This is a genomic window from Streptomyces sp. NPDC048185 (genome assembly GCF_043202495.1).
Classification (GTDB): Bacteria; Actinomycetota; Actinomycetes; order Streptomycetales; family Streptomycetaceae; genus Streptomyces.
Map to the genome: position 1 here is coordinate 88303 of NZ_JBIDAN010000016.1, position 13501 is coordinate 101803.

Annotated in this window: 12 protein-coding genes; 7 read left to right on the forward strand and 5 right to left on the reverse strand. The window is 74.3% G+C overall.

What is annotated here, in order from left to right; all coding sequences use genetic code 11:
• Nucleotides 1–60 precede the first annotated feature (60 nt).
• On the forward strand, nucleotides 61–330 hold the full coding sequence (locus ACGF3H_RS33585; protein ID WP_362494139.1) for a hypothetical protein: 270 nt from the start codon (nucleotides 61–63) through the stop codon (nucleotides 328–330).
• 155 nt (nucleotides 331–485) lie between these two features.
• Here ACGF3H_RS33585 and ACGF3H_RS33590 read toward each other — a convergent pair whose 3' ends face one another.
• Nucleotides 486–1307 (reverse strand): ABC transporter permease, encoded by an 822-nt coding sequence (locus ACGF3H_RS33590; RefSeq protein ID WP_362494142.1) that lies wholly within the window; start codon nucleotides 1305–1307, stop codon nucleotides 486–488.
• Nucleotides 1304–2248, reverse strand: a complete 945-nt coding sequence (locus ACGF3H_RS33595; RefSeq protein WP_362494145.1) for an ATP-binding cassette domain-containing protein — start codon at nucleotides 2246–2248, stop codon at nucleotides 1304–1306. The genes ACGF3H_RS33590 and ACGF3H_RS33595 overlap by 4 nt, the downstream gene beginning before the upstream one ends.
• Before the next feature lie 63 nt (nucleotides 2249–2311).
• On the opposite strand from ACGF3H_RS33595, the gene ACGF3H_RS33600 reads away from it, so the two are divergent.
• Nucleotides 2312–3016, forward strand: a complete 705-nt coding sequence (locus ACGF3H_RS33600) for a TetR/AcrR family transcriptional regulator (protein ID WP_362494148.1) — start codon at nucleotides 2312–2314, stop codon at nucleotides 3014–3016.
• Nucleotides 3017–3066: 50 nt separating this feature from the next.
• Here ACGF3H_RS33600 and ACGF3H_RS33605 read toward each other — a convergent pair whose 3' ends face one another.
• Genes ACGF3H_RS33605 through hmgA form a run of 3 tightly spaced genes read right to left on the reverse strand, consistent with a single transcriptional unit; the run spans nucleotide 3067 to nucleotide 6349 of the window.
• Nucleotides 3067–4224, reverse strand: a complete 1158-nt coding sequence (locus ACGF3H_RS33605) for a type ISP restriction/modification enzyme (protein ID WP_362494150.1) — start codon at nucleotides 4222–4224, stop codon at nucleotides 3067–3069.
• Between the two features lie 22 nt (nucleotides 4225–4246).
• Nucleotides 4247–4996 carry a GntR family transcriptional regulator gene (locus ACGF3H_RS33610; protein ID WP_362494152.1) on the reverse strand — a complete coding sequence of 250 codons (750 nt, stop codon included), beginning with the start codon at nucleotides 4994–4996 and terminating at the stop codon, nucleotides 4247–4249.
• 27 nt (nucleotides 4997–5023) lie between these two features.
• Nucleotides 5024–6349 carry a homogentisate 1,2-dioxygenase gene (gene hmgA, locus ACGF3H_RS33615; RefSeq protein ID WP_362494154.1) on the reverse strand — a complete coding sequence of 442 codons (1326 nt, stop codon included), beginning with the start codon at nucleotides 6347–6349 and terminating at the stop codon, nucleotides 5024–5026.
• Between the two features lie 160 nt (nucleotides 6350–6509).
• Between hmgA and ACGF3H_RS33620 the strand changes: the two genes are divergently transcribed.
• The 5 genes from ACGF3H_RS33620 (at nucleotide 6510) to ACGF3H_RS33640 (ending at nucleotide 12984) form a co-directional block, all read left to right on the forward strand.
• Complete coding sequence (locus tag ACGF3H_RS33620; protein ID WP_362494157.1) at nucleotides 6510–7115, forward strand: hypothetical protein; 606 nt, start codon at nucleotides 6510–6512, stop codon at nucleotides 7113–7115.
• Nucleotides 7112–7729, forward strand: coding sequence for a TetR/AcrR family transcriptional regulator (locus ACGF3H_RS33625; protein ID WP_362494160.1), 618 nt, complete (start codon nucleotides 7112–7114; stop codon nucleotides 7727–7729). Before ACGF3H_RS33620 ends, ACGF3H_RS33625 begins: the two co-directional genes overlap by 4 nt.
• 127 nt (nucleotides 7730–7856) lie before the next feature.
• Nucleotides 7857–10094 (forward strand): molybdopterin oxidoreductase family protein, encoded by a 2238-nt coding sequence (locus tag ACGF3H_RS33630; RefSeq protein WP_362494163.1) that lies wholly within the window; start codon nucleotides 7857–7859, stop codon nucleotides 10092–10094.
• 152 nt (nucleotides 10095–10246) lie between these two features.
• Nucleotides 10247–11698 (forward strand): CitMHS family transporter, encoded by a 1452-nt coding sequence (locus tag ACGF3H_RS33635; protein WP_362494166.1) that lies wholly within the window; start codon nucleotides 10247–10249, stop codon nucleotides 11696–11698.
• Nucleotides 11699–11718: 20 nt separating this feature from the next.
• The gene (locus ACGF3H_RS33640; RefSeq protein ID WP_362494168.1) at nucleotides 11719–12984 is read left to right on the forward strand and encodes an MFS transporter; all 1266 of its coding nucleotides are present in this window, start codon (nucleotides 11719–11721) and stop codon (nucleotides 12982–12984) included.
• Nucleotides 12985–13501 lie beyond the last annotated feature (517 nt).

Sequence of the window (13501 nt, forward strand, 5' to 3'; positions counted from 1 at the left end):
CACCGGGGCGATAGGGTTACCCTGCCCGGGCCGGGTGGACTCGTACGGGTGGGGAGTGACATGGAACAGATAACAGTGCGCAGCAGGGCAAGGGTGCCCGCGATCACCTGCGGGAGCAGCGCGACCAGTTCGCGTCTCGACCGTCATCTCGCGGTGCTCGGAGGCCCCGCCCTTCCGCAGCGGGAGACGGTGGAGGCGACGTCGCTGATGCGCGAGCTGACCGCGCGTGAGCCCGCGCACCGGCACAGCAGCAGGGGCGCCCGGGTCCGCCGGGTCTCGCTCTTCGCGCCACTGCGCCGGCTGCGCCGCTCGCTGTTCGGCGGCAACTGAGGCCCGCGCCACGGCGGTCACACCGTCCCGGCGCGGCGCCACGCACCCGTCCGTCACCCCCACGGCACGCGGTGGCGCCCCCGGTGTGATCCCCGGCGCGGGCACGTCCCCGTCCCGCCGCGTCCCCGCCCGGCGGTGACGACGGTCCGGCCCGCTCAGCGCTCGCCGTGCGCGTACCGGCGCACGGCGAGCGGTACGAACACCGCCAGCAGTACCGCACACCAGGCCAGCGACCCGGCGACGGGGTGCGCCACCGGCCAGGCGGCCCCCTCCGGCACGGGCGCGTTGCCGAAGAGATCGCGCAGCGCCGTGGTCACCGCGCTGATCGGATTCCACTCGGCGACCGTGCGCAGCCACCCCGGCAGCCCCTCGGCCGGGATGTAGGCGTTGGACAGCAGGGGCAGGACGAAGGTGGCCCCGCCCAGCTGGCCCGCGGCCTCCTCGTTCCGGGTGAGCAGCCCCAGGAAGATGCCGATCCACGTCGTCGCGAACCGGAACAGCAGCAGCAGCCCCACGGCCGCCGCCGCACCGGGCGCGCTGCCCTCCACCCGCCACCCCACGGCGAGTCCGACCAGCAGGAAGGGCACCGTCCCGGCGGCCGTGACGAGCACGTCCGCGACCGACTGCCCGAGCGGCACCGCCGCCCTGCTCACCGGGAGGGTGCGCAGCCGGTCCGTCACGCCCCGGTGGGTGTCCTGGGCGGCCTGGAACATGCCCGTCATGATCCCGTTCGCCGCCGTCGCCACCAGCAGGCCCGGCACCAGGTAGGACCGGTACTCCGCGCCCGGCATCGCCAGCGCGCTGCCGAAGACGTAGCCGAAGAACAGCAGCATCGTCACCGGCATCGTCTGGGTGAGGATCAGCAGCCCCGGATTGTTCCGGACCCGCCGCAGCTGTCGGCCCAGCATCGCGGCGCCGTCGTACGCCAGGTCGTACGGCGTGGCCGTCCCGGTCGTCGGTCCCGTCGTCGTGCTCATGCCGCGAGCTCCTTGCTGCCGGTCAGGCGGAGGAAGACGTCGTCGAGGGTCGGCGGGCGCAGGCTCGCGTCCACCAGGGGCACGCCCGCCGCGTCGAGCTCGCGCACCAGGCGGGGGAGTGTGAGGGTCGCATCGGTGCTCACCGCGACGACCGCCCGGCGCTCGTGGTCGAGCACCGGCTCGGCACCGGTGAGCCGGTCGAGGACGGCCGCCGCCCGCCCCATGGCGTCCGCGTCCGCGACCACGGCCTCGGCGTGCGCCCCGACCAGCGCCTTGAGTTCGGAAGGCGACCCGGTGTGCGCCACCCGGCCCCGGTCCACCAGGGCGATGTCGTCGGCGAGACGGTCGGCCTCCTCCAGGTACTGCGTGGTCAGCACCACGGTCGTGCCGTCGTCCTTCAGGGCGCGGACGGCGTCCCAGATCTGGTTCCGGCTGGCCGGGTCCAGCCCGGTCGTCGGTTCGTCCAGGAAGAGCACCTCGGGCCGGCGGATCAGGCTCGCCGCCAGGTCGAGGCGGCGCCGCATGCCGCCCGACAGGGTCGAGGCGGGCCGGTCGGCGGCCTCCGCCAGGCCGAACCGGTCCAGCAGCTCGGCGGCCCGCGCGGAGGCGTCCCGCAGCCGGTGCAGCCGGGCGAACAGCCGCAGGTTCTGGCGTCCGGTGAGGTCCCCGTCGACCGAGGCGTACTGCCCGGTCACGCCGATCCGGCGCCGGACGGCGGCGGCCTCCCGCACGAGGTCGTGCCCCGCGATCCGCGCCGAGCCCGCGTCCGGCCGCAGCAGCGTGGTCAGCAGCCGCACCGCCGTGGTCTTGCCGGCGCCGTTCGGCCCGAGCAGCCCGCACACCGTGCCCTCGGCCACCGCGAGATCCAGCCCGCGCAGGGCGCGCACGTCACCGAAGCGCTTCTGGAGACCCTCACTAAGTACAGCGTACGTAGTAGTCATGGGGCGACCATAGCGCACTACGTACGGTGTACGTAACTAGGATGGTGGCCGAGGTGATGAACCATGGCGGGCCGAGCGGCCGTACCCGAAGTGATCTGGGCGCGCCCCGAGCGCACCGGCCGGGGGCCGAGACCGGCGTACACCCGCGCCGACATCGCCGCCGCCTCGGTGCGGATCGCCGACGCCGAGGGCCTGGACGCGGTCTCGATGCGCCGCGTCGCCGCCGAACTGGGCTGCGGCACCATGTCGCTGTACAACTACGTCCCCCGCAAGGAGGACCTGCACGAGCTGATGATGGACGCGGTCAGCGCCGAGCACGAGCTGTGGGAACCGAGCGGCGACTGGCGCGCCGACATGATCCGGGTCGCCCACCAGACCCGCGCGCTGATGCACCGCCACACCTGGGTCCCGCGCCTGATGTCCCCGGTCCACGGCTTCAGCCCCAACGCCCTGCGCTACCTGGAGCACTGCCTGGCCTGCCTAGACCCCTTCGACGCGCCCTACGGCACGAAGATGGAGCTGGTGGCGATGGTCAACGGCGTGGTGACGACCTACGTCGGCAACGAACTCGCCACCGTCGAGCGCACCCGCTCGCTGCCCTGGTCCGAGGAGCAGGAGAGCGCCGCGCGGATCGCCTACCTCGGCCGGCAGCTCGCGAGCGGCGCCTACCCACGACTGGCCGCGTCCTTCACGCAGGACGCCGGACCGATCGACATGGAAGCGGTGTTCGAGCGGGCACTGGAGCGGGTGCTGGACGGCTTCGCGTAGTGTCCCTCCGGGCCGGCCGGGACCCGGCGGAGAAGCTCTCCGCGGCCTGCCTACAGCAACGCCAGTTGACCCTCCGGGCCCTCCTCACGGCCGTCCAGGACCGAGGCCGGCCGGCGGGAGGTCTCGGGGGCCGGCAGGACGCCCGCCGTGCGCAGCTCCGTGGCCGTGACCGGGTCCGTCACCGTCAACTCCGCCAGGCGCGGGCGCAGTTCGGCCAGCAGGGCGAGGACCGTGATCAGCTCCAGCAGCTCCGACGTCCAGGCCTGCGGCCAGCCGGCCGGGCGGATCGCCGCCAGCGTGCCCGGCTCGCCCTCGGCCGTGCGGGCCGCGAACCACTGCTCCAGGACCCGTACCCCGCCCGCCTCGAAGTCCCAGGCGCCGGGCGGCACCGGCGAGACGCGGCCCTCGTCGAGGTGCAGGGTCTCCTCGTCCCGGTCGTAGCGCAGGGTCAGCGGGCGCGCGGGCAGCGGGGCGCGGACGTAGGGGCGGCGCCCGCCGGGCAGCTTGGGGCGCTCCCCGTCGCGGCGCATCAGCCACAGCGCGCGGCGGCCCAGCGAGACGCCGTGCTCCCACAGCGCGGGGTCGGCGGTCAGCGGGACCACGGGGCCGGGACGGACGGCCGCCACCATCCACGCCAGCACGTCCAGCGGGCCGGGGCGCAGGCCGAGCCGGCCGGCCAGGTGGTCCAGCAGCCCGGGGGCCAGGTTCGGCTCCTTTCCACCGGGACGCCGGTGCAGCGGGCGCACGCGGGCCGGACCGAACAGGGGCAGGCGCGAGGTCGCGAGCAGGAGGGGACCGGCGGCGTCGGACGCCTCCACGACGAAGACCTGCCGCTCGTCGGCCACCCGCCACAGCTCGGGACGGGCCGCGTCGATCAGCCGGTGGTCGGGAATCAGCCACTGCTCGTCGAAGGGCGCGCGCAGCACGCGGACCGGCTCCGGACAGGGCCCGGCGGCGCGCAGCAGCCGGTCCGTGCCGCCGGACGTGCCCGGCAGCTGGCCGACCGCCGTGTGCAGGGTGCGCGAGCGCGTCGGCTCGAACAGGGCCTGGCGGTCGGGCCCCTCCGCCTTCACCAGGGCGTCCCAGCGGGCCTTCAGGGACGCCGGGTCGGGGGCCGCCGGCCAGCCCCGGCCGAGCCGCGGCGGTGCGACGGACCACGGCATGAGGTCCGCCGGCCGCGGAGCGTCGTCGTGCGTCACGCCCGGCATCGTACGACGGGGCGCCACGGCCTCAGGTGGCGTCCAGGGTGACCGTGAAGGAGAAACGGTCCCCCCGGTAGTGGATGACGGCCACGTCCAGCACCCGTCCCGCCGTGTCGTAGGTGATGCCCGTGTAGTGCAGGATCGGGCTGAGCAGCGGCACCTCGAGCAGCCGCGCCGTCTCCGGGTCCGCGAGCCGGGCCTCGACGGTGTCCGTGATCCGGCTGATGTCCATGCCCACCACGTCCCGCAGCACCTTGGTCATCGGCCAGCGGGCCAGGTCGTCGGGGTCGATGCGGGCGGCGACCTCGGTACGGACCCAGTTGCGGGCGTGGTTGGTGGGCTCGCCGGTCTTATCGTCGCAGCGCAGCCGGTGGTACGTCGCGGCCTCGGCCAGGTCCGGGAAGTGCTCGGCGAGTCCGGGCGGCACCGGAGCGGTGCCGTGGCTCAGCAGCTCGGCCTTCATGCCGGACTGCTGGGCCACGATGGCGTCCACCGAGCCCAGCAGCCGCACGGGCGCGCCCCGCCGGGCGTGCGGCTCGATGAACGTGCCGCGCCGGCGGTGGCGGGTGATCAGGCCCTCGTCCTCCAGCTCCTTCAGCGCCTGCCGCATGGTCAGCACGCTCACCCCGTAGTGGCCGGCCAGCTGCTCCTCCGTGGGCAGGCGCAGCGGGTCCCGGGGCGAGCGGCCGAGTATCGAGGCGCGCAGCGACTGCGACACCTGGTACCAGAGCGGCAGCTTGCGGTTCAGGACGATGGAGTCCGGGGCGAAGGAGGTCACGGGCCATCCGTACCGGTAGGGGAATCCTCAGTGCAAGGGGCGGAAGTGGCGCTCCAGGCCCTGCCAGACGTCGTCGTAGCGCTGTTGCAGGTGCTCGGCGCGGGCCGCCTGCGGCGTGAGGCTCACCGGCCACCGGGTCTCGAACATGAACGCCAGCCCGTCGTCGACCTTCTGCGGCCGCAGCTCGGCGGCGCTCGCCCGGTCGAAGGTGTCCCGGTCCGGGCCGTGCGCCGACATCATGTTGTGCAGCGAACCGCCGCCCGGCACGAAGCCCTCGGCCTTCGCGTCGTAGGCGCCCTCGATCAGGCCCATGTACTCGCTCATCACGTTCCGGTGGAAGTACGGCGGCCGGAAGGTGTCCTCGCCCACCAGCCAGCGCGGCGCGAACACCACGAAGTCGACGCCCGCGAGACCCGGGGTGTCCGACGGGGAGGTGAGCACCGTGAAGATCGACGGGTCGGGGTGGTCGTACGAGATGGTGCCGATCACGTTGAAGCGGCGCAGGTCGTAGACGTACGGCACGTGGTTGCCGTGCCAGGCGACCACGTCGAGCGGGGAGTGGTCGTAGTCGGCCGTCCAGAGGTTGCCGCAGAACTTGTTGACCACCTGCACCGGGCCCGCCGCGCTCTCGTCGTCCTCGTACGCGGCGACCGGTGCCCGGAAGTCCCGGGCGTTCGCGAGGCCGTTGGCGCCGATCGGGCCGAGATCGGGCAGGCGGAACGGTGCGCCGTAGTTCTCGCAGACGTAGCCCCGGGCCTCGTCGTCGAGCAGCTCCACGCGGAAGCGCACCCCGCGCGGGATCAGGGCCACGTGGCCCGGTTCGGCGTGCAGCAGGCCGAACTCGGTGCGCAGCAGCAGGCCGCCGTGCTCCGGGACGATCAGCAGCTCGCCGTCGGCGTCGCTGAAGACCCGGTCCATGGAGGTGTTGGCGCGGTACAGGTGCACGGCCATGCCGGTGCGCTGGGTCGCGTCGCCGTTGCCGCCGAGGGTCCACAGGCCCGCGAGGAAGTCCGTCCCGGCCCCGGGCTCCGGCAGCGGGTTCCACCGCAGCCGGTTGGGGTCCGGCACGCACTGGGTGAACGGCGCGGTGCGGATCGCGCCGTTGCCGGTCCGGGTGAACGCGGGGTGCGCGGCCGAGGGGCGGATGCGGTACAGCCACGAGCGGCGGTTGTGCCCCCGCGGCTCGGTGAAGGCCGAACCGCTGAGCTGCTCGGCGTACAGCCCGAGGGGTGCTCGCTGCGGCGAGTTCCGGCCCTCGGGCAGGGCGCCCGGGACGGCCTGCGAACTGTGCTCGTTGCCGAAACCGGACAGGTAGGTCAGGCCCTCCGCGGTCTTCCGCGCGTCCCCGCTCATTGATCGCTCCCTCGCCCTCTGATTCCTATGCCTCACCGTAGGATTGCGGTTTCCCGGGCGCAAGAGGGAGTGCGGGCCTCCGCCTCCTCCCGGGGGACGATGACCGGAACCGGACCCCAGGGGGATCCGGACTGTCGGACCGGTGTTCTACTCTCCCGGCATGTCGTGGACGCGGGGAGCAGCCGCCGCGCTCGCGGTCTGTGTCCTGTTGCTGACCGGATCCGCGGGCTGCGGCTCCAGTGACGGGGAAGAGCCGGGGACCGGGGCGTCGCCGACGTCGGCGGGCAGACTCCTCGGCGACACCGACGAGGACGGCCGGCGCTTCCGGGAGGCGGACTCCGGGCACGCGCCCGAGATCGGCATCGAGGTGCAGCCCAACGCCGACGACGCCTGGGACGTGCGCCTGACCGTCCGCAACTTCCGGTTCTCGCCGGCCGGTACGGAGGCGACGGCGGTGGCCGGCCGCGGGGTGGCCCACCTCTACGTCGACGGGGACCTCGTCACCCCCCTGCGCGGCCCGCGGTACCGCCTCGCCGCCGGGCTCCCGCGCGGCACCCACCAGGTCACCGCGCGCCTGTACGCCGACGACGGCACCGTCTGGGCGGTCGACGGCCGGCCCGTGGAGAGCACGGCGGACATCACGGCCTCGGACGCGGAGCCGACCGGGGCCACGCAGCCGACGCTCCGCGAGGACGCGTCCGGCGCCGCCGCCCGGCCGCGTACCGGAGGTCACAGTTCCCCGGGCCCCGGCGGAAAGGCATCATGATGCGCGTGCCCCACGCGACCCCGCTCCGTCGTGCCCCCGTGCAGCGGCGCAGCGCCGAACGGCTGACCAGGATCCTCGACGCCTGCGCCGCCCTCCTCGACGAGGTCGGCTACGACGCGCTGAGCACCCGCGCCGTGGCCCAGCGTGCCGGCGTCCCCATCGGTTCGGTGTACCGCTTCTTCGGCAACAAGCGGCAGATGGCCGACGCGCTGGCCCAGCGCAACCTCGAGCGCTACGCCGAGCGGGTGACCGAACGGCTGACGGAGACCGGCGACGGAGGCTGGCGGGACGCCCTCGACGCCGTGCTCGACGAGTACCTGGCGATGAAGCGGACCGCGCCCGGCTTCTCCCTCGTCGACTTCGGCAACCAGATACCCGTGGGCGGCCGCCACGCCGAGCCCAACCACCGCGTCGCCGACCGGGTCACCGAACTGCTCTCCGGCTACCTCGGCCGCCGCCCCGACGACGCCGTGCGCCGGGCCTTCCTGGTCGCCGTGGAGACCGCCGACACCCTCGTCCAGCTCGCCTTCCGGGTGGCGCCGGACGGCGACGAGGCGATCATCGACGAGGCCCGGGAGCTGCTGGCGGCGTACCTGGGGCGGGTGCTCGACTGACGCGGGGGAAGGCCGTCGTCCCCGGTTCTCCGAAGGCCTCCCCAACATGCCTACCGGTCGGTATGCTCGCCGCGAGGCTTCACGTCCGCGCGCCACCGTCACGTCGCCGCCGCCCCCGGGAGGACCCGTGTCCCGCACCGCCCTGCGTATCTGTCCCCTGTGCGAGGCCACCTGCGGCCTGACCCTGAGCATCGACGGCACCAGGGTCACCGCCGCCCGCGGCGACCGCGACGACGTCTTCAGCCGCGGGTTCGTCTGCCCCAAGGGCGCCTCCTTCGGTGCCCTCGACTCCGACCCCGACCGGCTGCGCGCGCCCCTCGTGCGCCGGGACGGCGAGCTGAGCGAGGCCACCTGGGAGGAGGCGTTCGACGCGGTCGCCGCGGGCATCCGCCCCGTCGTCGAACGGCACGGACCGCACGCCGCCGGCCTGGTCCTCGGCAACCCCAACGTGCACACCGTGGCCGGGGCCCTCTACCCGCCCGTCCTGCTCGGCGCGCTCGGCACCCGGAGCCTGTTCACCGCGTCCACGCTGGACCAGATGCCCAAGCACGTCTCCAGCGGCCTGCTCTTCGGCGACGCGAACGCCATCCCGGTGCCCGACCTCGACCGCACCGACCACCTGCTCCTCATCGGCGCCAACCCGCTGGAGTCCAACGGCAGTCTGTGCACCGCACCGGACTTCCCCGGCCGGCTGAAGGCGCTCAGGGCCCGCGGCGGCACCCTCACCGTCGTCGACCCCCGCCGCACCCGCACCGCGAAGCTCGCCGACCGGCACGTGGCGATCCGCCCCGGCACGGACGCGCTGCTCCTCGCCGCGATGGCCCACGTCCTGTTCGAGGAGGGCCTGGCCGAGCTCGGCGCCCTCGCCCCGCACGTCCAGGGAGCCGGGGAACTCGCCGACGCCCTGAGGGACTTCACGCCGGAGGCCGTCGCCGCCGCCTGCGACGTCGACGCCGGGACGACGCGTGCCCTCGCCCGCGAACTCGCCGCCGCCCCCACCGCCGCCGTCTACGGCCGCATCGGCAGCTGCACCGTCCCGCACGGCACCCTCGCCAGCTGGCTCGTGGACGTCCTCAACATCCTCACCGGCAACCTCGACCGGCCCGGTGGCGCCCTCTTCCCGCAGGCCGCCACCGACCGCACCCCGCGCCCCGCCGGACCCGGCCGCGGCTTCGCCCTGGGCCGCTGGCACTCGCGGGTGAGCGCACACCCCGAGGCCAAGGGCGAACTGCCGCTGTCCGCCCTCGCCGAGGAGATCGACACCGCCACCGACGAGGGCGAGCCGGTCCGCGCACTGATCACGATCGCCGCCAACCCCGTCCTCTCCGCCCCCGACGGCGCCCGGCTCGACAAGGCGCTGGCCTCGCTCGACTTCATGGTGAGCGTCGACCCGTACCTGAACGAGACCTCGCGCCACGCCCACGTCGTCCTGCCGCCGCCCCCGCCGGCCCAGAGCCCGCACCACGACTTCGCCTTCAACACCCTCGCCGTGCGCAACCAGGTCCGCTACACGCGCCCCGCCGTCCCGCTCGAACCCGGCCGCATGGCCGAGACCGAGATCCTGTCCCGGCTGATCCTGGCCGCCACCGACAGTCACGGCACCGACCCGGCCGCCGTGGACGCCATGGTGATCGACCAGACCCTCGGCAAGGCCGTACGGGACCCGCACTCACCCGTGCACGGCCGCGATCCGCGCGAGATCGCCGCACGTCTCACCGGCATCGACGGCCCCGAGCGGCGGCTCGACATGATGCTGCGCCTCGGCCCCTACGGCGACGGCTTCGGCGCCCGCCCCGGCGGGCTGTCGCTGGAGCGGCTGCTCGCCCGCCCGCACGGCATCGACCTCGGACCGCTGCGCCCGCGCCTGCCGCAGCCGCTGAAGACCCGCAGCGGGAAGGTGGAGCTGCTGCCCGCGCCCATCGCCGCCGACCTGCCGCGCCTGAAGCGCTCCCTGGCCGAGCGCCCCGACGGGCTCGTCCTGGTCGGCCGCCGCCACCTGCGGTCCAACAACAGCTGGATGCACAACGTCCCCGCCCTGACCGGCGGGTCCAACCGGTGCACGCTGCACCTGAACCCGGAGGACGCCGGCCGGCTCGGCGTGCGGGACGGGGAGCCGGTGCGCGTCAAGGGCGGCGGGGGAGAGGTGACCGCCCCCGCGGAGGTCACCGACAGCGTCCGGCCGGGCGTGGTCAGCCTCCCGCACGGCTGGGGCCACGACCGGCCCGGCACCCGCCTCACCCACGCCGCCGGCGACCCCGGCGTCAACGTGAACCAGCTGCTCGACGGCAGCCTGCTGGACCCCCTCTCGGGCAACGCGGTCCTCAACGGCGTCCCCGTCGAGATCGCCCCCGTGACCCGGCAGTGACCCCCACGCTGACCTGAGCAAAGCTGTGACCTGCAGTTTTGCGCTTATTGCTCATATGTCAACGTCTTGTTAACGCGGCTTCGCGCCCCCTAACGTCGCTCGCACCGCCTGCCCCGGTGGGATGTTCAAGGGCGAACGTTAGGTATCCACTCATGCTGACCATCCTCGGCTTCGCCATGATCGCGACCTTCCTGGTCCTGATCATGATGAAGAAGATGTCGCCGATCGCGGCGCTCGTGCTGATTCCCGCGCTGTTCTGCGTGTTCGTCGGCAAGGGCGCCCAGCTCGGCGACTACGTCATCGACGGCGTGTCCAGCCTCGCCCCCACCGCGGCGATGCTCATGTTCGCGATCGTCTACTTCGGTGTGATGATCGACGTCGGACTGTTCGACCCGATCGTCCGCGCGATCCTGAAGTTCTGCAAGGCCGATCCGATGCGGATCGTCGTCGGTACGGCGCTGCTGGCCGCGATCGTCTCCCTGGACGGCGACGGCTCGACCACCTTCATGATCACGGTCTCGGCGATGTACCCGCTGTACAAGCGCCTCAAGATGAGCCTGGTCGTGATGACGGGTGTCGCCGCCATGGCCAACGGCGTGATGAACACCCTGCCCTGGGGCGGCCCCACCGCCCGCGCCGCCACCGCGCTGAAGGTCGACGCCACCGACATCTTCGTGCCCATGATCCCGGCCCTGGCCACCGGCCTGGTCGCGGTCCTCGTCCTGGCCTACGTCCTCGGTCTGCGCGAGCGCCGGCGGCTCGGCACCCTGACGCTGGACCAGGCGCTGGTCCGGGAGGACGAGACCGAGACGGTGCTGGTCGGCGCCGGTGCGGCGGCCGGCACGGGGCGGGGCGGTGCCTCCGGCACCTCCGTCGGCAAGGGCTCCGGCCCCGGCGAGGCGACCACGCCCGCCGCGCGCCCCGACGGCCCGGCCGGCCGGGACGGTGCCGCGGACGACGAGTTCCAGGGGCTCGACCCGCACCGGGCCACCCTGCGCCCCGGGCTGTACTGGTTCAACGCGCTGCTCACGGTCGCCCTGCTCACCTCCATGATCATGGAACTGCTGCCGATCCCGGTGCTGTTCCTGATCGGCGCCGCGCTCGCCCTCACCGTCAACTTCCCGCACATCCCCGACCAGAAGGCCCGCATCGCGGCCCACGCGGACAACGTCCTCAACGTGTCCGGCATGGTCTTCGCCGCCGCCGTCTTCACCGGCGTGCTCACCGGCACCGGCATGGTCGACCACATGGCCAACTGGCTGGTGGACACCATCCCCGACGGCATGGGCCCGCACATGGGCCTCGTCACCGGCCTGCTGAGCCTGCCGCTGACCTACTTCATGTCGAACGACGGCTTCTACTTCGGCGTCCTGCCGGTGCTCGCCGAGGCCGGCCACGCGCACGGCGTGTCCACGCTGGAGGTCGCCCGCGCCTCGATCGTCGGCCAGCCGCTGCACATGTCCAGCCCGCTCGTCCCCGCCGTGTACGTCCTGGTCGGCATGGCCAAGGTCGAGTTCGGCGACCACACCAGGTTCGTCGTGAAGTGGGCCGTCCTGACGAGCCTGGTGATCCTCGCGGCGGGCATCCTGTTCGGCATCATCTGATCATCGGAAAGGACACCGTCATGGCGCCCGGTGGGAACCGCGGCTGGCTGCTCCGCCTCGTCATCGCCTTCGGCTTCGCCCAGGGGGCGGTGTCGATGGCCCGGCCCGCCGTCTCCTACCGGGCCCTCGCGCTGGGCGCGGACGAGCGGGCGGTCGGTGTCATCGCCGGTGTGTACGCGCTGCTGCCGCTGTTCGCCGCCGTGCCGCTGGGCCGCCGCACCGACCACGGCCGCTGCGCGCCGCTGCTGCCCGTCGGCGTGGTGCTCATCGCCGGCGGCTGCGCGCTGAGCGGCGTCGCCGGGTCCCTGTGGGCGATGGCCCTGTGGAGCGGCGTCATGGGCCTCGGGCACCTCTGCTTCGTCATCGGCGCCCAGTCACTGGTCGCCCGCCAGTCCGCGCCGCACGAACAGGACCGCAATTTCGGCCACTTCACCATCGGCGCCTCGCTCGGCCAGCTCATCGGCCCCATCGCCGCGGGCGGGCTGATCGGCGGCCCCGACATGGCCGGCAGCAGCGCGCTCGCCCTGGTCGTCGCGGGCGCGGGCGCGGCGGTCGCCTTCACGTCGCTGTGGCGCATCGAGCACCCGGCGCCGGCCGCGGGGCGCGCGGCACCGGGGCCGCGCGTGCCGGTGGGAGGCATCCTGCGGGCCCGGGGCGTGCCCGCGGGCATCCTGATCAGCCTCTCCGTGCTGTCCGCGACCGACATCCTCACCGCCTACCTACCGGTGGTCGGCGAGCACCGGGGCATCTCCCCGGCCGTCATCGGCGCCCTGCTCAGCCTGCGCGCGGCGGCCACGATCGCCTGCCGGCTGGTGCTGACGCCCCTGCTGCGGTGGCTCGGGCGCACCGTCCTGCTCACGGTCACCTGTCTGCTGGCGGCCGTGCTGTGCGCCGGCGTCGCGCTGCCGGTGCCGGTGTGGGCGCTGGGCGTGATGCTGGTCGTCCTCGGCTTCTGCCTGGGCGTCGGCCAGCCGCTGTCCATGACGACCGTCGTCCAGGCGGCCCCCGACGATGCCCGCTCCACCGCCCTCGCCCTGCGCCTGACCGGCAACCGCCTCGGCCAGGTCGCCGCGCCCGCGGCGGCCGGTCTGATCGCCGGGGTCGCGGGCGTGGCCGCGCCCTTCGTGATGCTGGGCGCCCTGCTCCTGCTGTCCTCCGGCGTCGCCCTGCGCTCCCCGTCCTCCGGGCCGGCGCCCGACCGCCCGTCCGCCGGCAGACCCGGCCGGGCCCGGCCGGATCGTCGCACGGCGCGTCAGGGCGGTGGCCGCGGCGAGGACGGGAGCTGACGGGCGGACACCAGCAGGGCACGGGGTGAACGGCATCGGCCGCACCCGTCCTGACCGGCATCGCGCCGCCGGCCGCCGGAGGCGCGCGAGTCACCGGGATCGGCCCCGTCGGCTGCCGCCGCGACGCCGGGTGACCACCGGCATCGTGCCCCCGGCCGCCGGAGGGCGCGCACCCGTGCCGCCGCCCGCCGCCGCCCGCTGGCCGTCGGTGGGCGCGCACCCGTCGGGGTCGGCCCCGCAGCTCCGGGCGGCTGCCGCCACGACGCGGGGCCCGGCATCGTGCCGCCGACCGCCGACCGCCGACCGCCGACCGCCGACCGCCGACCGCCGACCGCCGGAGGGCGCGCGGACGTCGGGGTCGGCCCCGTCCGCGCCGGACGGCTGCCGCCGCGGTGCCGGATGGCCGGTGCGCGTGTCGTGATCGGCTCGTGAGACGCCCCCGCACTGAATCCGGCCGTCCGCTTTCTCACCATACGGACGCTCCCGCGAGTTGTGGTCCGGCGTCTTCCCCGGCCGC